The following is a 22075-nucleotide window of genomic DNA, read 5'->3' on the forward strand; positions in this document are numbered from 1 at the left end:
CGTGGCGATCGTGGAACTGGAAATCTGCCCGCTGACCGGGGCGACCGTCGACGGCGGCTGGCCGCAGGGGCACGAGCCGCAGGAGAACCTGCACACCCTGCTCATCCTCCGAGACGACGACGGGAGGGAGGGCTACGGGAGCTGCTTCACCTCGGGATCGCTCGTGGCCGGGGCGGTGGGGTTGCTCTGGCCGATGCTCCGGGGGGAGTCGTCGGTGGAGCCGGAACGGGTCTCGGAGACGCTCCGCCAGTCCTCCTTCTGGCAAGGGCGAGGGGGGGCCGTCGAGCACGCGATCAGCGGGATCGACCTCGCCCTCTGGGATCTCATGGGCAAGGCCTGCGGCCAGCCCGTCTCCCGGCTCCTGGGGGGCGACTACCGGCGCTCGATCAAGCCGTATGGGTCGATCCTCTTCGATGAACCCGAGCCCCTCCGGCGGACCCTGTCGAGCGTGATCGATCGCGGGTTCCGGGCGATCAAGCTCGGCTGGCGGCCGTTCGGCCGCCGGGACCGGGCGTTCGACGAGCTGATCGTCAGGACGGCCCGGCAGGAGGTGGGGGACGGGGTCGAGCTGATGGTCGACGCCGGCGGCAGCGAGCAGTTCTGGCCGCACGGCACCAACTGGGCCCGGAACACCGCCGAGATGTTGGCGGACCACGGCATCACCTGGTTCGAGGAGCCCCTGCCCCCCGACGACCTGGAGGGTTACGTCGAGCTGACCCGGGTCTCCCCTGTGCCGATCGCCGGGGGTGAGGTCCTCACGCGTCGGCAGTCGTTCCGGCCCTGGATCGAGCGCCGGGCCGTCGACATCCTCCAGCCGGACTGCACCAAGAACGGCGGCCTGACCGAGTCCCGCCGGATCGCCTGGCTGGCGAGCGAGCACAACATCCAGGTCGTCCCCCACGGGTGGAACACGGCGGTCGGCCTGGCGGCCGACCTCCAGTTCTCGGCCTCGATCCCGGTGGCCCGGTACGTCGAGTACCTCACGCCCTGCGCCTACATCGAGGAGATCGCCGCCCGGCCCTTCCGGCTCGACGACCGGGGGTTCCTGGAAATCCCCTCGGGGCCGGGGCTCGGGATCGAGCTGGATGCCGATACCCTCAAGCGATTCTCGCCGGATCGGACCGTGTTCCGGTCCCAATAGTCCTTCCCGAGGAAGTCGCCGATGGCCACCCGATCCGTCGTCCTGCCCGACGACCTCGACCTCGAGACGCCCGGACGCCGCGACTACTGGGTCGCGCTGGAGCACGACACGATGTGGGGGGCCCATCTCATCCCCCTCACCGTGTTCGTCGGCCCGAGGGCCGAGCCGGGCCGGGGCCTCGTGGCCTTCGGATCCACCCACGGGAACGAATATGAGGGGCCGTCGGCGATCAAGGGGCTGCTCGGCGAGATCGACCCCGCCCGGGTGCTCGGCCGGATCGTCCTGGTCCCGGTGCTGAATGTCGAGGCGTTCCGGACCGGCACGAGGGACAGCGTCGGTGCCGACGGGGTGAACCTGAACCGGGCGTTCGTCGAGGGGGCGGGCCGGGGGGCGCCGCTCGGGGGGATCACGCACCGCATCGCCGACCTCGTCCGCCGGCAGATCTGGCCCTACGTGCATGTCGTGCTCGACCTGCATTCCGGCGGGCAGCAGATCCGGTTCGCCCCGTGTGCCAGCTTCCACCCGATCGACGACCCCGAGTTGGCCCGGTCGACCCGGGAGACGGCCCGGTGGTTCGGCACGCCGCTGGTGATGCTCTACCAGAATCGGACCCCGGGGCTGCTGACCAGCGAGGCCGAGCGCCTGGGCAAGGTCACCGTCGGCACCGAGCTGGGCTGGGGGGAGGCGGTCCTGGCCGAAGGGGTCCGCTACGGCCGCCAGGGGATCCTCGCCGCGGCGGTCCGGCACGGGCAGCTCGACGGGGAGGTGGAGCCGATCGGCCACCATGCCTCGGGGACCCAGTTCTGTGCGGCCATCGTCGACTTCGACTGCTACGTGCCGGCCCCCTTCGAGGGCCACTACGAGGAGGTCCTGCCCTGCGGCTCCCGGGTCGCGAAGGGGGTGCTCGTCGGCAGGCTGCACGACTTCGGGCGGATCGACGAGCCCGGCTGGCCCGTAGAGGCGCCAGTCGAAGGGATCGTGGTCGGTCAGGCCTGGGGGGCCCGGGTCCGCCAGGGGCAGTTCATCCTCTGCGTCGGCGTCGAGCAATCCTGGTGACGGAGGGGGTCGTAAGCCCATGATCGGAGGCAGCCCGGACCGCCCCACCAACGTCCGCTGGGGCGTCTTCGCCTTGGCCTGCGGGATGTCCTTCCTGCTGTACCTGCACCGCTACACCTGGAACATCGTCGGGCCGAAGCTGCAGGAGGAATACGGGTTCTCGAACACGCAGGCGGGGCTCCTGTTCTCGTTGTTCTACTACACCTACGCCCTCGGGCAGATCCCCAGCGGCGTGGTCGTCGACCGCTTCGGGCCGCATCGGTTCCTGTCGGCGATCGTCGTCCTCTGGTCGCTGTCGCTGGCCGCGCTGGGGCAGACGGCGATGCTCTGGCTGCTGGGGGCCTGGCGGCTCGTCTTCGGAGCGGCCCAGGCGGGCTGCTACCCCGCCCTGACCAAGGTGACCCGCAGCTGGTTCCCGGCCGGGCGCCGGACGGTCCTCCAGGGGTGGATCGCCACCACCTTCGGGAGAGGGGGCGGGGCGCTCTCGCCGATCCTCCTGGGGACGCTGCTGATGGGGGGCCTGGGCCTCTCCTGGGAGACGTCGCTGATCATCCTGGGGGGACTCGGCCTCGCCTACGGCCTGGTCTTCTTCGTCACGTTCCGAAACTCCCCCGACGAGCACCCCGGCGTGAACGAACGGGAGCGGGCGCTGATCGGCGAGGGGTCGACCGGGTCGGGGCCGAAGTCCCGCGCCGTCCTCCCGGCCGGCCGCACCTTCCGGAGCCGGAGCATGCGCTTCTTCGTGCTCCAGCAGTTCCTCGACGCCGGGTCCGACGTGGTCTTCGTCTCGCTGATCGGCACCTACTTCCTGAGGGCGAGGGGCTTCGACATCGCCCAGACCGGCTGGCTGGCGAGCCTCCCGCTCTGGGGAGGGGCGCTCGGCGGGATCGCCGGGGGCTGGCTGAACGACCGCCTGATCGCCGCGACGGGGAGCCGTCGGTGGTCCCGGAGCGGGGTCGGCTTCGTCGGCAAGCTGATCGGCTGCGTCATGCTCGCCCTGGTCGTCCGGCAGCCGGGCGGGGTGGCGGCGGCCTGGGTGCTGATGGTGGCGAAGTTCTTCAGTGACTGGAGCCAGCCGACCGTCTGGGGGACCTGCACCGACCTCGGCGGCCGCTTCAGCGCCACCGTCTTCAGCGTCATCAACACGGCCGGCACGCTCGGCGGCGTGGTGATGCCATTGGTCTTCGGCGTCGTGCTCGATGCCTTCACCACCGGGACCGGGCCCGACGTCATCTCGACCGACTGGGGCCCCCTGTTCGTGATGCTCTCGGCCATGTACCTGGGGAGCGGGCTCTGCTGGCTCCTGATCGACTGCACCCGATCGCTCGACGTCGAGGAGAAGCCGACGGCCCTCGACCCGGAATCGATCTGAACCGAAACACCGAGGTCCACCCGATGTCCCGAGCCTCGACCGAGTACCGCTACAACCGGCTCACCTGGCCGGAGATGAACGAGGCGATCGCGCGGCAGAAGCTCGTCATCCTGCCCACCGGCTCGACCGAGCAGCACGGGCACCACCTGCCCCTCGACGTGGACCTGTTCCTCTGCGAGTCGGTCTGCCAGGAGGTCGGCCGGCGGGCGCCGGACAGGGTGCTGGTGCTCCCGCCGATCCCCTACGGCCTGAACCTGCACCACATCGACTTCCCGGGCACGATCCACGTCGAGCCCGACGTCTTCATCAACTTCTGCCTGAACGTCACCAAGAGCGTCGCTTACCACGGATTCCGGAAGATCCTGGTCGTGAACGGCCACGGCTCGAACGCCCCGCTGATCGACCTGGTCGCCCGGAAGACGGTGCTGGAGACGGAGTCGCTCTGCTTCGCGACGACGTACTTCTGGTTCCTGATGGAGGCGTTCAAGGAGGTCCGGGAGTCGGAGGTGATCGCGCACGCCGACGAGTTCGAGACCTCGCTCTACCTGCACCTGGCCGGCGACCGGGTCCAGATGGACAAGGCGGTCGAGGACAACGACCGCATGGGGGAGTTCGTCAGCAGCGACAGCACCATGAACTACTTCGTCCGCTTCAACGACTACTGGGGCCGCTGGACCCAGACCGGCGTGCACGGCGACCCCACCAAGGCCACCGCCGAGAAGGGTCGGATCATCTTCGAGGCGGCGGTCGACGGCCTCGTCCGCCTGGTCGACGAGCTGCGCGACTGGCCGATCGAGCGTCGGGCCGACATGCATGCGGGACCGGTCCAGTCCCAGATCCGCTGGTAGCCGCGAATCGGCCGGATCGGGAGCGGGTGGGTCGGTCGAGGAGGTTGTGATCGGGCGTCGGGCCCCGCTATGATTAACATCCTTGGGATTCCGGTTCAACCGAGCGTCCCCGCGACATCGATTCCCTCGCCCGCCCGGGATGCCATGAGACGCGATCACCTTCCGATCCGATCCGGGATCCTCGTCCTGACGATACTCGGGGCCGGGGCTCGGGCCGAGGATCGCCCGGCCGAGGAGTTCTTCGAGGCGACGATCCGGCCGATCCTGGTCGAGAAGTGCGGGTCGTGCCACGACGACGACGGCCCGAAGGGCGGGCTTTCCCTGACCTCCCGGGGGGCGATCCTCGCCGGGGGCGACAGCGGACCTGCGGCCGAGTCGGGCGAGCCGGGGGCGAGCCTCCTGGTCGAGGTCGTCCGCTACGACTCCGAACCGAGGATGCCCCCGGGGGGCAAGCTCTCCGATGGGGAGATCGAGGCGCTGACCCGCTGGATCGAGCTCGGCCTGCCCTGGCCCGGCTCGGATGCCGGCACGCCGCCGCAGCAGGAGGGTCGCGGGGGGATGGCGGTCGATCGGGGCGACCACTGGGCCTTCCGGCCGGTCGAGGAGGTCGAGCCGCCCGGGGTCGAGGACGAGGACCGGGTCCGGACCCCTATCGATCGCTTCGTGATCTCCCGGCTGGAGGCCGAGGGGCTCGGCCTCTCGCCCGAGGCCGATCGGCGGATCCTGATCCGTCGCCTCTCCTTCGACCTGACCGGCCTGCCCCCCACCCCCGAGGACGCGGACGCCTTCGTCGCCGACGAGTCGCCCGACGCGTACGACCGGCTCGTCGATCGGCTGCTCGACTCCCCCCACCATGGCGAACATTGGGCGCGGCACTGGCTCGACGTGGCCCGGTATTCGGACACAAAAGGGTATGTGTATGCCCGTGAGGAGTCGTCCTGGGTCCACGCCCGGGCCTACCGGGACTGGGTGGTGCGTTCCCTGAACGAGGACATGCCTTACGACCGGTTCCTCCTGCTCCAGGTGGCCGCCGACCAGGCCGCCGACGAACCTGAGGACCTGGCCGCGATGGGGTTCCTGACCCTCGGCCGGCGGTTTTTGGGGGTGAAGCACGACATCATCGACGACCGGATCGACGTTGTCTCCCGGGGGATGCTCGGGCTGACCGTCGCCTGCGCCCGCTGCCACGACCATAAGTATGACCCGATCCCGACGTCCGATTACTATGCCCTCTACGGCGTCTTCCGGAACTCCGAGGAGGCGCTCGTCCCCGCCGTCGGCGAGTCGCGATGGGCCGCCGCGGATGAGGCGTTCCTGGCCGAGTTGGAGACCCGCCAGGCCGCCCTGCGGGGGCGGCTGTCGGCCGAGCGAGGGGCGGCTTCGGGCCGCGTCCGGGGACGGGTCGAGGACTACCTGCTCGCGCAGTTCTCGCCGGAGAAGTATCCCGGCGAGGCCTTCAGTCAGATCCTGACGGCGGCCGACCTGATCCCCGCTTCCGTCCATCGTTGGCGGGAGGCGATCGATCGGGGGGAGCGGCTCGGCGATCCGGTCCTGAGGGCCTGGATCGACTATGCCCGGATCCCGCCCGACGAGTTCCGGGGCCGGGCCGAGCAGGTGCATCGGTCCCTCGCAGACGCCCCGCCGTCGGTCGTCAACCCGGCCGTGGCCGCGGCCTTCCCCTCGCCGCCGGCGAGTCGCGAGGAGGTCGCCCGCCGATACGGCGCCGTGTTCCGCGACGTGATCGCATGCTGGGAGCGCCGGATCGAGGAGGCGAAGTCCGAGGGGACGCCCCCCCCCGACCGGCTCCCCGACCCCGACCTCGAGGCGATCCGGCGGCTGCTCTATGGCGAAGCGTCGCCGTGCGAGGTGCCCGACGAGGCGCTCGTGAACATCGAGTTCTTCTTCCCGACGTCGACGGTCGTCGAATTGTGGCAGCTCCAGGGGGAGGTCGACCGCTGGCTGATCCGATCGCCCGAGGCGCCGCCCCATGCGTTGATTCTGGCCGACCGCGACCCCGAGGCGATGATCGAGCCCCGAGTCTTCCGGCGGGGGAACGCGGCGAATCCCGGTGAGGTGGTGCCGAGGAGGTCCCTCCGGGTCCTCTCCGGCCCGGACGACGGGCCGTTCCGGCTCGGGAGCGGCCGGCTGGAACTGGCGAGGTCGATCGTCGACCCGACCAACCCGCTCACGGCCCGGGTGGCGGTCAATCGCGCCTGGATGCACCATTTCGGGGCGGGCCTCGTCGACTCACCAGGCGACTTCGGGACGAGGGCCGGCTCGCCGAGCCATCCCGAGCTGCTCGATTGGCTGGCCGCTCGCTTCGTGGCCGAGGGATGGAGCCTGAAGTGGCTGCATCGGGAGATCGTCCGATCGGCCACCTATCGCCAGGCGGCCGCCGGACCTGCCGACCTCGAGCGATCGGAGCGGGCAAGTCGGCTGGATCCCGAGAACCGACTCCTCTGGCGGATGCCGGTCCACCGGCTCTCGTTCGAGGAATTGCGCGACGCGCTGCTCGCCGCGTCGGGGCGGCTCGACCGGAGGATCGGCGGCCCGTCCGGGCCGCTCTTCGGCCCCTCCGAGGCGGCCCGACGCACCCTCTACGGGACGGTCGACCGTCAGGAACTTCCCACCGTCCTCCGGGTCTTCGACTTCGCCAACCCCGACCTGCTCATCCCCCAACGCTCGGCGACCTCGGTCCCGCAACAGGCCCTCTTCTTCCTGAATCACCCGTTCATGCGAACGTGTGCTCGCGCGCTGGTCGACCGGGACGAGGTGGCGAAGGCGGCGAATGACGAGGAGCGGGTGCGGAGACTCTACCGGGCCGTCTATCAGCGAGAGCCCACGCCGGCGCAGATCGGATCGGCGATCGCCCTGGTCCGGGCTTCGGCGGCGGAACCCGAGGTCGGCCCGCCGCCGACGGCCGGGGACTGGTCGTACGGTTACGGCCGGTTCGAGGAATCCTCGGGAAGGGTGACGAACTTCCGGCCGCTCCCCTTCTTCTCCGGGGAGGGCTGGCAGGGTGGGCCCTCGTGGCCCGACCCCGGACTGGGATGGGCCAGGCTGACGGCCGAGGGCGGGCATCCCGGGAATGACCGCGATCACGCCGTCATCCGGAGATGGGTGGCCCCGAGCGACGGGAGGATCCGAGTCGAGTCCACCGTGACCCACGACGTCGCCCGGGGGGACGGGATCCGGGCCTTCCTCTGCGGCGGCCGGCACGGGCTGATCCGATCGGTCGAGGTGCACGACGACCGGGCCTCGATCGGCGTCGAATCGCTGCAAGTCCGGGCCGGGGATGTGATCGACTTCGTCGTCGACCTCCGAGACGGGCTGGACAGCGATCAGTTCCGATGGGCGCCGGTCATCACCGGGCTGGGCACCGGGGGGGCGACGACCTGGGATGCCCGCGACGACTTCGCCGGGGACTCGACACCGACGCTCGGGCCCTGGGAGCAGCTGGCCCAGGTGCTGCTCATGTCCAATGAGTTCTCCTTCGTCGAATAATCGCCGATGCATCGACACGGACCGGACCATCGAGACGGGGGGCTCGCCATGGATCACCCAGGACCGGCTCGGCCGGGCCTCACGCGCCGGGAACTGCTCTCGCGTTCCGGGATGGGCCTCGGGGCGCTCGGGGCGCTCGGCGTGCTCGCCGATGCCGGGGACCTGCTCGCCTCGCCGTCCCCCGGCCGGTCGGGAGGACTGGAGCCACAGCGACCCCACTTCCCGGGCAAGGCGAAGCGGGTCATACACATCTTCCTCAACGGCGGCCCCTCGCACGTCGACACCTTCGACCCGAAGCCGGCCCTGGCGAGATACGCCGGCAGGACGCTGCCCGAGACCTTACTCACCGAGCGGAAGACCGGCTCGGCGTTCCCCTCGCCGTTCCGGTTCCGACGATACGGCGAGAGCGGCATCGAGGTCAGCGACCTGTTCGCCGAGACCGCTCGGCACATCGACGACATCGCCGTCATCCGGTCGATGTATGCCCAGGTGCCGAATCATGAGCCTTCCCTCATGCTCATGAACTGCGGGGACTCGGTGCAGTCTCGCCCCAGCGTTGGCTCCTGGGCCCTCTACGGCCTGGGGACGGAGAACCAGAACCTGCCCGGATTCATCGCCCTCTGCCCCGGCGGCTACCCGATCAAGGGGATCGAGAACTGGCAGGCCGGGTTCCTCCCCGGCGCCTACCAGGGCACCTACATCGACTCGCAGCACGAGCGGATCGATCGGTTGATCGAGAACATCGAGCACCCCCACGTCAGCACCGATGCCCAGCGTCGGCAACTCGACCTGCTCCGGACACTGAACGCCGAGCACGGCGAGGGGCTGGGCGACGACCGGCTCGACGCACGGGTCCAATCCTTCGAGCTCGCCTTCCGGATGCAGGTCGAGGCGTCGGAGGCGTTCGACCTCTCGGGCGAGCCGGCCTCGATCCGGGCGCTCTACGGCGACGGGGTCCACGGGAGGCAGACGCTGATCGCCCGGAGGCTGGTCGAACGCGGCGTCCGCTATGTCCAGCTCTGGCACGGCGCGGGCCAGCCCTGGGATAACCACGACCAGATCGAGGCCAACCACCGCAGGCTGGCCGCCGAGATCGATCGGCCCATCGCCGCGCTGCTCACCGACCTCAAGGCCCGGGGACTGCTGGAGGAGACGCTCGTGCTCTGGGGCGGGGAGTTCGGCCGGACGCCGACGGTCGAGCTGACCGCGGAGGGGAAGTCGATGCTGGGGCGGGACCACAACCACTACGGGTTCAGCGTCTGGATGGCCGGCGGCGGCGTCAAGGGCGGCACCGTCCACGGCGCGACCGACGAGTTCGGCTTCAAGGCCGAGCGGGACCCGGTCAGCGTCCATGACCTGCACGCCACGATGCTCCACCTCCTCGGGTTCGACCATGAACGTTTGACCTTCCGGTACGCCGGCCGTGACTTCCGCCTCACCGACGTGCACGGCCGGGTCCTCCGCGACGTGATCGCCTGATGACTCGACCCCCCGCCCCCTGCCCGATCAGGGCTCCCAGTCCCGGAGCCGGCCGACGAGTTCCACGACCTCCCCCCTCCGCCTCTCGAATAGGGCGAATGCGGCCAGGATCAGGATGCCGGCGATGATCCCGCTGGCGGCCCAGAGCCAGGTCTGGCGGAGGTCGACGGCGGCGTACCAGATGATCGCGAAGATCGAGAGGCCGAGGAACCCGACCCCCAGCAGCAGGAACCCCCGGACCCGGAGCGCGATGCCCGCGAAGATGCCGAGCAGCGACAGGCCCCCGAGGACCAGGGGGAGCCAGGGATCCTCGCCCACTCCGTTCAGGACCAGATCCGTCGTCGATGAGAGATAGACCGCCCCGGAGGCGGCGTACCTCATCGCCACGGACCGCCCCTCGCCCAATCGATCCCGGTTCATGAATACACCTGCAAGGATGCAGAGGGCCGGCGGCACGACCCAGAATTGCGGGTGTTCCAGCAGCCCGAACCCCTCGCGACGGCCCAGCACGGTCCAGAGGCCGGCGTTGAATGCCAACGCGGCCATCGCGCCGAATCCGGCGGAGGATCGGAGGAGCGAGAGCGTCGCGTACAGGCCGCCGGCCAGCACGAGGAAGAGGGTGTCCTCTCCCGGCCTCGGCTCGAGCCAGGACGCCCCCAGCAGCGGGAGGATCGGCAGCAGGGCCCCGGTACGCTCCAGGGGGTCGGCCAGCACGAGCCGACCCTGGCGGCGGAACACCTCTCCCAGGCCGACGCCGGCGAAGGCGATCCCGAGGACGATGACCGGCCAGTACCGGGCGAAGATGCCGGAGAACAGCCAGGGCATCGTCAGGCCCAGGTGCATCGCCAGCAGGGCGAGGAGCGCCTCGGCGCCGTAGACGTAGATCGTCCGCCGGCGCTCCGGGAGCCGGAGGGGGTCGCGCCCGGGGACGACCGCCGCCACCAGCGCGGCCGCCACGGCCCCGAGCATGGTCGCGGCCGAGGCCACCAGGGCCGGTGCCGACATCGCCACGGGCCTCCCTCCCGCCGTGGCGGCCAGCTCCGCCCCAATCACCGCGAGCATGGCGAAGCCCGCCAACCCGAGCAGCGACGGCACGAGCCGGCGCGCCGCCCGGCCCCATCGCGTCGCCCTCGGGGCGAGCGAGACCAGGCCGAGCCCGAAGCCGGCGGCGGTCGCCGTCAGGGCGACCATCGTCGCGGCGGCGCGGTCCAGCGTGGCCGTCGGCGACCCGGGGTCGATCCAGGCCCACCCCCAGGCCAACGCTCCCGCGGCCCCGAAGCCGAGGGCAGTCGCCCGAAGCAGGGAGCGACGCTCCCCCCTGGCGAGCAGGCCGATCGCCAACGCGGTCGCGAGGCCCGCCTTCGCCGCCGAGAAACGGGGGAGCATGTCCCCATTCGTCAGCGTGACGACGAACGCCAGGGCGACGATCCCCGCCGAGAGCGTGAGATTCGCAGGCACCAGCCAGCCGAGGCCGTGCTCGGGGTCGAGGTCGGCGGACGACCGCGGGACGCCCAGGCGGTCGGCGATGCGCCGGAGGGCGTCCCGGGCACTCCAAAGCGCCCCGGCGACGACCGCGTGGCAGGCCAGCACCACGGCGCCGACCCAGGCCATCATCCCCGGGTCCGGGTCGAACCCGGCGACGAGCCACCCGGCGGCACTCAGGCCCAGCAGGTACAAGCCGGCCACCTCGCCCCGGGATCGGTCATCCCAGAGGCCGACCGCCAGGGCGAGGGCGACCGAGCCGATCGCCAGCACCGCCCCGAGCCCGATCTCGGGCCCCGCCCACCCCCCCGCCGCGTCGCCGATCAGCCAGGCGGAAACCATCGACGTCAGCGCGATCATCGCCACCCAGGCGGCGACCCGGTGGAATGGCGGAAGCCTCCTAAGTCGGCCTGTGACGGGCCGGATCGCCTTCAATTCGATCCAGAGCCAGGCCGGGGCGGGGGCTGCCAGGGCGATGACGTTCAGGACCAGGAGGTTTACCGACGCCCCCCGGAGCCACCCCCCGGGGTCGTCGAACCAGCAGGACGACGCGGCCAGGTTGATCAGGACGCCCGCCAGGTAGAGGGGCCAACGGCCGGCCGACCACGCGGCGAGCGACGCCCAGAGGATCGCCGCGACGAGCAGGCCGCCGACGCCCCACCAGGGCGATTGGCCGGGGGCGGGGCCGGATGCGTTCAGGGCGTACGCCGTGACGACGAGCGTCGCCAGGGAGGACCATCGAGTGATCGCATTGTCACCCTCCGATCGGACCTCGACCCTCATGCCCCGTCGATTCCAGCCGAACAGGATGAGCCCGCCGGCGGCGACCGATTGGAGGGCCATCATCGCGTGGTACGTGCGCCAATCGCCCTGGTCCCGGGCCGCCGCCCCGAAGGCGAGCATCGCGGCGATCCCGACCACGGCGGCGCAGCCGATGTGGCCCGGCCGGATCGTCCCGGGGCGTCTCCGCAGCAGTCCCGACGCCCCGGCGGTGAGCAGGAAGGCGACCCATCCGAACGGGTCGGCGATCGCCGATCGGGGAGGCGTCGGGCCCGGCTCCAGGAACAGGTCGAGGACGCCGCCGATCAGGATCAACCCGATCAGGGAGACCGGGATCGCCACCTGAACCATCAGCGCAGGGCCCCTCGCCCCTCCCGGAACACCCGCTCGGCGACGAGCCCAAATCTCGACGCATCCCATCCAGGCGAGGGCGAACGCCGAGCCGACGATCGCGTTGAGCTGGGCGAGTCGAATCCAGAGCGTCGGGTCGCCCGGCCGGGCGGCGATCGCCCCGGAGAGAAGCCAGCCCACCGTCGCCCCGAAACCGAGCAACAGTCCGCTCGCCAGCGCGAAGCCGGCAGACCGCTCCCGGATCGCGTAGCCGACGAGGGTCAGGGCGGCGAGCACGATCGGGATCGCGTAGGATCCCGCCGGCCCGATCCGGTCGAAGAACGATCCCGGCTCCGGGCCGACCACCGGGTCTCCCGAGAGGGACGCCCCCACGACCAGGGCCGACACCGCCACGATCGCCAGTGCGCCCAGGGCAACGACCAGGCCCCCCGCCACCCGGGAGGCGCCCGTCCGTCCGCCGGGATCATCGATCCCCCCCGACCGGGCCAGGATCAGCGTCCCGGCGGTCCCCATCGCGACGAACGCGATGCCCGACCATCGCCAGGCGGTCGCGAGGTCCGGGCGAATCGGATGGGCATCGAAGGCCGCCCCGGCGACGAATCCGATCATCGACAGGAGCGGGATCGCCGCGAGCGCGACGACCAGCCCGATCGCCATCGGCCGGAGTCCCTCGGTCCGGCCGGGGCCCATTTCCCAACCGATCCGACGGGCGAGTCGGCAGAGCCTGCCTCGGGCCCAGATGGGGGCCGAGAGCGCCACCGCGCCGATCGCCCCTCCCCACCGCATCGCCGAAGCGACCGCGACATCCTCTTCCCATCGTCCCGCCGCCAGCGGCACGGTGGCCGCCGCCACCACCATCGCCCCCAGCAGATCCAGCCTCCGGAATCGTTCCCACTGGCCCGCGAGGAGCGTCGCCAGCGCCGAGGCGAGCAACAACCACGACCCGATCCCGAGTGCCGGCTCGTGGGGCAGGCCGAGGAGTTCGAACGCGGAGGAGGGTGGGACCGGCCGTCCGGTCGTCCCCGATGCGGACGCCGGGGCGTACTCCGCGGCGAAGCTCCGGGGGGAGAGTTCCTGGGCCGCCCCGGGGATCGCCCCGTAGGCCGCCAGGCCCACGAGCACGAGCACCGCCGCCCAGGTCGAATAGCGATCGAAGGTCGGCCACGGTGGCTCCATCAGGCGCCGAGACGCTTCGATCCGACCGTCCTTCGGTCGAGCCTCCCCCAGGGCCTTCGCCCCGAGCCGGACGCCTATCCATGCCAGCCCGAGCAGGGCCAGGGCGATCGACTCGGCCTGCAGGATCCTCGGGTCGAGCCAGGGCTTACGACCCTCCCCGAACCACGGCCGGCCCGAGGCCCACCCCGCCACCGCGAACCCGACCGACGCGGTCAGCGCGGCCTGGAACGCCCAGAAGAGGCGACGAGAGGCCGTGAATCCGGCGAGGAACAACCACACTGCCGACAGCCAAAGCAGGTAAACGGCCAGGTCCGAGGGCGCCGAGACCGGGACCCGCCAGGCGAGCAGGAGGGCCGCGACGGACGAGGTCAACAAAGCCGACCCGGACAGGACGCCGCGGATCGCCCCGAATTCCCCCTCGCCCGGAGCCCGTCGCGAGCGGCCCATTCGGGCCAGGCCGGCCGAGATCGTCGCGTGCCCGAGGAGGGCCGAGGACCAGGGGAGCGACAGGCCCCACGACTCGGCCTGCCGGAAGACGAACCCCTGGACCAGCGCCGCCAGTAGCAAAGCCGATCCGGCCCAGGCCAGGCCGGCCGGCTCGGGGGGAGATCCCTCGGCGTCGAACAGCGGCGTCCGGGCCGTCGCGGCCGAACCCGCGAGCGTCGCCGCCGCGAGGACGGCGTAGACCCAGGTGGCGCCGACCGGGTCCCCGGGCTGGGCGAAGCCGTGCCAGCTCACCAGCGCCAGGGAGGCGATCCCGGCCAGGCCGGCGACCAGTGAAAGGGCCCTCGCCTCCTCCCGCCGGCCGGCCCGAAGGACCGCGAGCGTCGCGCCCTGGAACAGCAACGCGATGGGCAGGAGGCCCACCCCGCTCCGGGAGGAGACGAGCGCCTCGGCCAGCCCGGTCGAGGTGGTCGTGCCCCAGGGGAGGGCGCCGATCACGCCGAGCAGGGTCACCAGGCAGCCGAGGGCCAGGCAGACGCCGCCGATCGCGATCGCCGCCGGCAGCTCGAAGGCCAGCGCGACGGCGATGAGCGCGAGCCCGTCGAACGTGGCGACGGCGACGATCCGGGCCGGTCCCGGCCAGGCACATGCGACCCCGGCGAGCATCACCATCGTCCCGGCCGAGGCGATCGCCCCCCCGGCCACCCGATGGGTCGGCAGCGTCGCGCCCGCCCGCCTCCAGATCGTCAGCCCCGCCGCGAGGGCCGGCGTCCCCGCCAGCGGCGCCAGGGACGCCCATTGCCTCAGGGTGTCCGCCGGATCCCCGAACCGGCCCAGCATCGCTCCCAGCGCGACGGCCGCCGCGAACGCGGTCGTCCCGAGGGTCCGGAGCAGGTCATCGGCCTCGGGCTCGCCCATCTCGCCGACGCGATGCGCGATGACGCCCCGGAGCGTCGCGGCGGCATGGGCCAGCAGGGGGAGCACGCCGAGCGCGATCCGCGTGGCCTCGCCCGCTCCGGGGACGGCCCATCGCCCGGCGGCGAGGAGCGCCGCCGAGGGGAGGACGACGCCGGCGGCCGTCGTCCACGGGGAGATCGAGGCCATCGATCGCCCCGATCGACCGATCAGCGCGAAGAAGGCAGCCAGGGCGATCGCCTCCCCGACGAGGAGACGGATCCCACCGGCCGAGTCCCCGCCGACCGAGATCATCGACAGCACGCCGAGCGGGACGAGCAGGGTGGCGACCAGGATCAGGCCGTGCGCCGTCGTCGGCAATCGCCATCGGCGTTCGGCGTGCAGCCCGACCGCGAAGAACGCGGCGATCACCCCGTTGGCCAGGCCGAACCGCAGGATCGGCCGCTCGGCGATCCGGTCCCAGTAGCCCAACACCAGCGCGAGCGAGCAGCCGACGATCAGGAGGCCGCCGACGAGTTCCCCCCATCGGAGGTTCCGCTCCTCCATGAACCTGCCCAGGACGCTCCCGAGGCTCGCCCGCGGGCCGGGTTCGGCCGCCTCGGGGAGGGTGCGGGGGGAAGGGCCCGCCTCCCGGGCGGCCTCGTCGGAGATCGACTGCGCGGCGAGGGCGTCCCGGGGCGCCTTCGGACGCCGGGGCTCCGGGCCCGCGGGGGAGGGCTCGGGTCGGGGGGTCGGCCGGGGGGGCGGTTGCGAGGGGGCAGCCGAGACCGCCGGATCGCGAGGCGAGACTCCCACCCGATCCCGCTCGGCGATGATCGCCTCGGCGATCCGACGGCTGATCGGCTCGGCGAGGAGCCCCGACTCCCGATATCGCTCGATCCGCTGGAGGAGTATCCCGACTGCCGCCCGGGCACGCCGGGCATCCCCCCTGGCCCTCGGCCCCGGCCAGTTGCACGCGGGACATTGGCGGACGCCGGATGCAATCGGCCAGGCCTCGCCGCAATCCGGGCACATCACCGCGTCGATTCCCCGCGGCCCATCGGGGGCCGCGAGGCCCCGGATGGCCTTGAGGGCCGCCCGGATGATCACCCAGATTCCGTGGCCGATCAGGGTGATCAGCGTCAGCACGAAGAAAAGCCCGAGCAACCCCGCCATCGCCCTCGCCTCCCGGATCCCGGCCCCGAGCCTCGGGCCCGAGTCGGCCCATCCCCGGCTCGCAGGTGCTCCGCCCTGCACGAAACCTCCCCTTCCTCGGGGGACCCCACGGATCGTACCTGCGAATCGGCGTGCCTGCCGTGCCCCTCCAGCCGAGCTCGGGGAGGATTCTCCGGGTTGGGGATGCTGGAGACGCTTGCACTCCCCGGCGGTCGGTCGCATCCTGGATCGGGCCGCGACGCGGCTCCCCGCCCCCCCCCTTTCCAGAGCCCGGGTAGGATGCGTCATGCGAACGTGTTGCGCGATGATCGCCCTCGGCCTCGGACTGCCGATCGGACCGGCCCGATCGGCCGAGGAGACGCGATACCTCATCATCCACGCCGACGACGCCGGGATGTGCCATTCGGTGAATCGGGCGACCATCGACGCCATGGAGCGGGGCGTCGTCTCGTCGTGCAGCATCATGATCCCCTGCCCCTGGGTGGAGGAGTTCGCCGCCTACGCCCGCGCGAACCCGGAGAAGGATTACGGGATCCATCTGACGCTCAACTCCGAGTGGGACCACTACCGCTGGGGACCGGTCGCCGGCCGCGATTGCGTGCCCAGCCTGGTCGACGACGCCGGCTACCTGCACGACAACGTCCCGGACGTGGTCCGACTGGCGAACGCGGGCGAGGTGGAACTCGAATTGAGGGCGCAGGTCGAGCGGGCCAAGCAGCTCGGCATCCCCGTCAGCCACCTCGACACCCACATGGGGGCGCTGGTGAGCCGGCCGGACCTGCTCGAGGTCTACGTCAAACTCGGCCTGGAATACGACCTGCCGATCCTGTTCGTCCGGTCCATCGACGGCCCCGTCGTCCAGGCATATCCGGCGATGCGGGAGCGGGGTCGGGAACTGCTCGCCGCCCTGGACGGTCGGAAGCTCCCCGTGCTCGACGGCCTGGCCCAGTTCTACGGCGGCGATGCCCACGACGAGCGCGTCGAGAACTACCGGGAGACGATCCGGACCCTGCCCCCGGGCGTCTCGCAGCTCATCATCCATTGCGGCTACGACGATGCGGAACTGCGTGCCATCACCGACAGCGCCGCGCGCCGGGACGGCGATCGACGCATCTTCATGGACCCCGCCATCGCCGATGAGATCGAGCGACTCGGCATCGAGGTCATCACCTGGACCCAATTCCGCGAGATGGCCGAGGCGGGCGAAGCCCCTCTTTGAGCCCCGGCCCCCTCGGCCATCCTGACAATCCCCATGCCCGGGACAACGCCCCGACGATCCGGCGGAGGAGGATTCTGCCATGCTGGTCCGGTCGATCGCGTCGGTCCTGATCCTGTTCGTGGGCGCACCCGCCGCCCCCGGTCCACCACCGGGAAGGGACGAGGGCGGGTGGAGCCGCCTGTTCAACGGCCGGGATCTCGACGGCTGGTACACGTTCCTCCAGGAGCACGGCAAGGACCGAGACCCGGACGGGATCATCGCCATCGAGGACGGCGCGATCCACCTCTATCGCGACGTGCCCGACGGCCGGGAGGTCGTCATGGGGTACATCGCGACCGAGCACGAGTACGGCGACTACCACCTGCGATGGCGGTATCGCTGGGGCGAGAAGAAGTTCGAGCCCCGGTATGCGTTGAAGCGGGACGCGGGCCTGTATTATCACCTCCTGGGAGAAGACGCGGTCTGGCCCCGGGCGCTCCAGTTCCAGGTGCAGGAGACCGACGTGGGCGACCTGCTCGCGCTCTACGGCCTCCGACTCGACACCTGGATCGACCCGGAGACCGCCGGGGAGCCGATCCCGACGTTCCTCGCGCCGGATCGGGGCGGCCGCCCCTCCGTGCTGGGCGGAGAGGGGATCGGCTACGCGAAACGGCTGCCCGGCCCGTTCGAGGTGGAGGGCTGGAACACCGCCGAGGTCGTCGCCCGGGGCGATTCGACGACCCATGTGCTCAACGGCCATGTCGTCGCCCGGGGCGATCACATCCGGCTCGTCGACCCGGACCGTCCGGGAGAGTCGAGGCCGATCTCCCGGGGCCGGATCGCCCTGGAAATCGAGGCCGCCGAGATCGAGTTCCGCGACGTCGAAATCCGGATGCTGGGCGAGGGCGACGGCCAGGCGCCCCGAACCGACGGGGGGGGATGACATGCGTTCGATCTCGATTCGGGGCGTGACCGGGGTCGCCTTCGGGTTGCTGGGGATCGCGTCGCTCTCCGGCCGACCCGCAGTCTCGGGCGAGTTGGAGGTCGGTGCGGCGTCGGCCATCTTCGAGGCGACCGACGACATGGTCATCGGCGGCAGCATCGGCCCCGGCCGGGCCCACGGCCAGGAGGGCGACCTCCGGGCGTCGGCCGTGGTGATCCGGGGGCCGGACGGGCGGAAGGCATGCCTCATCGCGTGCGACGTGCTGATGCTCGGCCGCGACATCCTCGACGAGTCCGCCCGGCGGATCGAGGAGCGGCTCGGCATCCCGACCGACCGCATCCTGATCAACGCCACGCACACGCACTCGGCCCCGACGACGGTCACCATCCATGGGTACCGGCGCGAGGAGGAGTTCGCGCGACAGGTCGGCGAGAAGGCGGTCGAGGCCGCCGTCGCGGCCGACGCCCGGCTCGCGCCGGCGGGACTCCGGTTCCGTCTCGGGGAGGAGTCGTCGGTCGGCCAGAACAGCCGGCTCCTGCTGCAAGACGGCGCGATCTACTGGGTCGGCCCCCGTGACGATGTGGTCCGTCCCACCGGGCCATTCGACCCGGAGCTCCCCGTGCTCAGCTTCGTCCGCCCCGACGGGACGCCGGAGGCCGTCCTGTTCAACCACTCGACCCATACCATCGGCACCCTCGAACCCGGGGTCCGCTCCCCCAGCTTCTACGGCCTGGCCGCCCAGCAGCTGGAACGCGAGCGGGGGGGGACCGTCCTGTTTTTCGAAGGGGCCTCCGGATCGACCCACAACCTCTCCCTCTCCGCCGCTGAGGCGCTCCATCGCATCAAGGCGGCCGTGTCCGACGCGATGGATCGGTCCCGGCCGAGGCCGGTCGATCGGGTCGCCGGGATCCGGAAGGAGATCACCCTCCGCGTCCGAGCGTTCGACGAGCAGGCGGACGACGCGGCCGTCGTCGCCTATTGCACCGGGCGGATGCCGCCGGAATGGGCCGAGAAGACGATCGGCATCTTCCGGGAGATGCGCCGAGAACTCGCGCCGCGGAAGGGGGAGGAGCTCCGGACCTGGGTCCAGGCGATCGTCCTCGGCGACATCGCCTTGGTGGGCGTCCCGGCGGAGTTCTTCACCACGCTCGGTCAGGAAATCAAGCGGCTGTCGCCCTATCGAGACACCTACGTCTTCGAACTGGCGAATGACTATGTCGGGTATGTCCCCGACGAGGCCGCTTACGACCTCGGCGGCTACCAGGTCTGGACCGGCCTGCACAGCTACCTCGAGCGGGGATCGGGGGAGGCGATCGTCTCCGCCGCAGTCGACCTGCTGCACCGGCTCCGCGAGGGCGAGGGGGGCGGCCCGTGACCCGGTCGATCGCCCTCCTTTGCCTGGCGGCGGCGATCGGGGCGGACCGGCCGCCGACGCTGGAGGAATCCCGGGCGGCGCTGAGCCTCGCTGATCCCTCGCTCACCGTCGAGCTGGTCGCCTGCGAGCCCGACGTGATGGACCCCGTCGCCATCGCCTGGGATGAATTCGGCCGGCTGTTTGTGGCCGAGATGGGCGATTACCCCGTCGGATCGGCGGGGGGGCGGATCAAGCGGATGGTCGATCACGACGGTGACGGCCAATATGAGGATGTCTCGGTGTTCGCCGAGGGGCTGCCGTACCCGAGCGGGGTGCTCCCCTGGGCGGGCGGGCTCCTCGTCACCGCCGCGCCCGACCTGCTCCACCTCAAGGACACCGACGACGACGGCCGTGCCGACACCCGGGAGGTCATCCTCACCGGCTTCGGCGAGGGCAACCAGCAGTTGCGGGTCAACAGCCCGACCTGGGGGATCGACAATCGGGTCTACCTCGCCAACGGCCGCAGTGGGGGCCTCGTCCGCCGCCCGGGCGATCCCCCGGCGTCCGCGGTCCCCATCCCCCGGAACGACCTCCGGGTCCGGCCGGAGACGGGCGAGTTCGAGCCGATCACCGGATTCAGCCAGTTCGGCCTGCCCCGGGACGACTGGGGGGATCGGTTTCCGTCGTGGAACACGGTCCCGTTGCGGCATGTCGTCCTCGACGCCGGGACTCCCGGGGGAGTGGCCGACATCCTCGACCTGGAGGACGGCGGACGCATCTTCTCCCTCGCCCCTACCCAGCAGCGGTTCAATGCCGAATCCGTCTCGTTCTTCAACGCCTCCTGCGGCCCGGTCATCGAACGCGGCGGACGGCTCGGAGACGAGTACCTCGGCGATGCCTTCGTCTGCGAGCCCCTGACCGGGGTCGTCCACCGACGGCAGCTCGATCCGGTGGGCCCGACCTATGTGGCCCGTCGAGTCGAACAGGGCCGGGAGTTCCTGGCGTCCTCGCACCGCTGGTTCCGCCCCGTCAACCTGGCCAACGGCCCCGACGGTGCGCTCTATGTGGTCGATTTCTGCAGGGCATGGGTCGAGCATCCGGACTTCGTCCCCGAGGATCGCCGCGCCTCCGTCGACTTCGCCGAGGGGCGTGACCGGGGCCGGATCTGGAGAATCGTCCCGAAGGAGCTGATCGATCGTCCCACGGCCGACCTGCCCGGGACGCATCCCACCCCCGGCCTCGTCGCCGACCTGGGCCATCCGATCGGATGGATCCGGGACACCGCCCAGCGGTTGCTGGCCGAGCGGGACGACCCTGCGTCCATCGCACCGCTCCGGGAGCTGGCACGGCAAGGTCCGGGGCCCCTTGCACGAGTCCTCGCCCTCTGGACGCTCGAGAGCCTGGGGGCCCTCGATTCCGAGACAGTCCAGCAGGCCCTCGTCGATCCGGAGCTCCGCGTCCGGGAGGCGGCGGCCCGGCTCGCATCGAAACGAGGTGACCTCGTCCCCGAATTGATCGAGCTGGCCGAGGACCCCGATGACCGCGTGCGTCTCCGGGTTGCCGGTTCGCTGGGGGGACTGACGGGCGACCCTGCGCGCCAGGCGCTGGCCCGGCTCGCGAGCATCGACGCCGGGTCGCGTTGGATGGTCGAGGCGGTAATCGTCGGGATCGGCGAGGATCCCCTCGCGTTCCTCGAATCCCTGTTCCGCCTCGATCCGGGCTGGCGAGGGGAGTCCGATCCCGACCGGGCTCGGTTCCTGACCGAGGCGGCGGAACTCGTCGGGGTCAGGGACCTCGAACCCGAGGTCGAGCGGCTGTTACGGCTCATCCCCGGCCCGCCCGGCCGCCCTGCCGGCCTCGCGTTACTGCTCGGCCTGGCCCGGGGCCAGGGCCGGGTCGAGACGCCGACGCTCGACTGGTCCGGGACGCCTCCCGAGTCGCTTCGGACGGCCCTTGAGCAGGTCGAGGAGGTCCGGGGGTCCGCCTTGAGGGCGGCGGCGGACCCCGGGAATCCGGCCTGGATCCGGGCGCTCGCGCTCGAGGCGGCGATCGCGACCCGGGTGCCCGAGGTCGGGGATCGACTCACCGGATTCCTCGGTCCCGTGATGCCACCCGAGGTGCAGGCGGTCGCGGCTCGGGGCATCGGGCGGATCGGCACGCCCGATCAGGCCTCCCTCCTGCTCGAGGGGTGGGACCGCTCTTCCCTGGCGACCCGACGGCTTCTGCTCGGGGCGCTGGCGACCCGGGCCGAGCTGGCCGGCCGCCTGCTCGAAGGCGTCGAGGACGGCACGGTCTCCCAGGCCGAGCTGGACCCGATGACCGTCGAGCTGATCCGCCTCCTGGATTCGGCGGCGCTGGATCGGAAGCTCCGGGAGATCCTCGGCGGCGGGCCCGGCACTGACCGGGATGACGTCGTCCGGCGATTCGCCCCGGCGATCGGACGGCCGGCGGACCCGCCCCGGGGCCGATCCCTCTTCTCCCAGCACTGTCGGGGTTGCCACGCCCGGGACGGCCAGGGGGCGGACCTCGGCCCCGACCTGGGCGGCCTCGTCGGCCGGCCGGCGGACGAGATCCTTCTCTCCATCCTCGACCCGAGCCGGGACGTCCCGCCCGACGGGGCCGGGGTGATCGTGGCGACCCTGGACGGGCAGGTCCGGAGCGGGCTGGTCGTCGAGGAAGGGCCCGAAATCCTCCGCCTCCGGATGCCCGAGGGGGTCGAGGAGGTCATCCCCCGGGGCGAACTCGAAGCCCTCCGCCCGACGGGTCGGTCCCTGATGCCCGAGGGGTTCGAGCGGGTGCTTTCCCCCCAGGATCTGGCCGACCTGATCGCCTACCTCCGAGGACCGTCCCGCCCCCCGGGAAGCCCCCGGTGACGGC

The 22075-nt window shown here is 71.6% G+C and carries 11 protein-coding genes; 10 read left to right on the forward strand and 1 reads right to left on the reverse strand.

The window, feature by feature from the left end; translation table 11 throughout:
- Window position 1: 1 nt before the first annotated feature.
- The 6 genes from ElP_RS01980 (at window position 2) to ElP_RS02005 (ending at window position 9400) form a co-directional block, all read left to right on the forward strand.
- On the forward strand, window positions 2–1141 hold the full coding sequence (locus ElP_RS01980) for a mandelate racemase/muconate lactonizing enzyme family protein (protein ID WP_145266758.1): 1140 nt from the start codon (window positions 2–4) through the stop codon (window positions 1139–1141).
- Window positions 1142–1162: 21 nt separating this feature from the next.
- Window positions 1163–2197, forward strand: coding sequence for a M14 family metallopeptidase (locus ElP_RS01985; RefSeq protein WP_145266760.1), 1035 nt, complete (start codon window positions 1163–1165; stop codon window positions 2195–2197).
- Between the two features lie 19 nt (window positions 2198–2216).
- Window positions 2217–3569 (forward strand): MFS transporter, encoded by a 1353-nt coding sequence (locus tag ElP_RS01990; RefSeq protein WP_145266762.1) that lies wholly within the window; start codon window positions 2217–2219, stop codon window positions 3567–3569.
- A gap of 23 nt (window positions 3570–3592) precedes the next feature.
- Window positions 3593–4417 (forward strand): creatininase family protein, encoded by an 825-nt coding sequence (locus ElP_RS01995; RefSeq protein WP_145266764.1) that lies wholly within the window; start codon window positions 3593–3595, stop codon window positions 4415–4417.
- A 144-nt stretch (window positions 4418–4561) separates the two neighbouring features.
- Window positions 4562–7921, forward strand: a complete 3360-nt coding sequence (locus tag ElP_RS02000) for a PSD1 and planctomycete cytochrome C domain-containing protein (protein ID WP_197446654.1) — start codon at window positions 4562–4564, stop codon at window positions 7919–7921.
- Window positions 7922–7969: 48 nt separating this feature from the next.
- Complete coding sequence (locus tag ElP_RS02005) at window positions 7970–9400, forward strand: DUF1501 domain-containing protein (protein WP_145266768.1); 1431 nt, start codon at window positions 7970–7972, stop codon at window positions 9398–9400.
- 27 nt (window positions 9401–9427) lie between these two features.
- Here ElP_RS02005 and ElP_RS02010 read toward each other — a convergent pair whose 3' ends face one another.
- Window positions 9428–15703: a hypothetical protein gene (locus ElP_RS02010; RefSeq protein ID WP_145266770.1), complete on the reverse strand. Its 6276-nt coding sequence runs from the start codon at window positions 15701–15703 to the stop codon at window positions 9428–9430.
- Window positions 15704–15989: 286 nt separating this feature from the next.
- Here ElP_RS02010 and ElP_RS02015 point away from each other — a divergent pair, with 286 nt between their 5' ends.
- From ElP_RS02015 to ElP_RS02030, 4 genes are all read left to right on the forward strand, one after another.
- Window positions 15990–16922: a polysaccharide deacetylase family protein gene (locus ElP_RS02015; RefSeq protein ID WP_145266772.1), complete on the forward strand. Its 933-nt coding sequence runs from the start codon at window positions 15990–15992 to the stop codon at window positions 16920–16922.
- 79 nt (window positions 16923–17001) lie between these two features.
- The gene (locus tag ElP_RS02020; RefSeq protein WP_145266774.1) at window positions 17002–17844 is read left to right on the forward strand and encodes a 3-keto-disaccharide hydrolase; all 843 of its coding nucleotides are present in this window, start codon (window positions 17002–17004) and stop codon (window positions 17842–17844) included.
- 1 nt (window position 17845) lies between these two features.
- The gene (locus ElP_RS02025) at window positions 17846–19219 is read left to right on the forward strand and encodes a hypothetical protein (RefSeq protein WP_145266776.1); all 1374 of its coding nucleotides are present in this window, start codon (window positions 17846–17848) and stop codon (window positions 19217–19219) included.
- Window positions 19216–22071, forward strand: coding sequence for a PVC-type heme-binding CxxCH protein (locus tag ElP_RS02030; protein ID WP_145266778.1), 2856 nt, complete (start codon window positions 19216–19218; stop codon window positions 22069–22071). The genes ElP_RS02025 and ElP_RS02030 overlap by 4 nt, the downstream gene beginning before the upstream one ends.
- Window positions 22072–22075 lie beyond the last annotated feature (4 nt).

It is taken from the genome of Tautonia plasticadhaerens (assembly GCF_007752535.1).
Lineage (GTDB): Bacteria > Planctomycetota > Planctomycetia > Isosphaerales > Isosphaeraceae > Tautonia > Tautonia plasticadhaerens.

Coding starts and splice junctions, on each gene's coding strand:
- ElP_RS01985 (WP_145266760.1), top strand. CDS start 1,163: ATGGCCACCCGATCCGTCGTCCTGCCCGACGACCTCGACCTCGAGACG.
- ElP_RS01990 (WP_145266762.1), top strand. CDS start 2,217: ATGATCGGAGGCAGCCCGGACCGCCCCACCAACGTCCGCTGGGGCGTC.
- ElP_RS01995 (WP_145266764.1), top strand. CDS start 3,593: ATGTCCCGAGCCTCGACCGAGTACCGCTACAACCGGCTCACCTGGCCG.
- ElP_RS02000 (WP_197446654.1), top strand. CDS start 4,562: ATGAGACGCGATCACCTTCCGATCCGATCCGGGATCCTCGTCCTGACG.
- ElP_RS02005 (WP_145266768.1), top strand. CDS start 7,970: ATGGATCACCCAGGACCGGCTCGGCCGGGCCTCACGCGCCGGGAACTG.
- ElP_RS02010 (WP_145266770.1), bottom strand. CDS start 15,703: ATGGCGGGGTTGCTCGGGCTTTTCTTCGTGCTGACGCTGATCACCCTG.
- ElP_RS02015 (WP_145266772.1), top strand. CDS start 15,990: ATGCGAACGTGTTGCGCGATGATCGCCCTCGGCCTCGGACTGCCGATC.
- ElP_RS02020 (WP_145266774.1), top strand. CDS start 17,002: ATGCTGGTCCGGTCGATCGCGTCGGTCCTGATCCTGTTCGTGGGCGCA.
- ElP_RS02025 (WP_145266776.1), top strand. CDS start 17,846: ATGCGTTCGATCTCGATTCGGGGCGTGACCGGGGTCGCCTTCGGGTTG.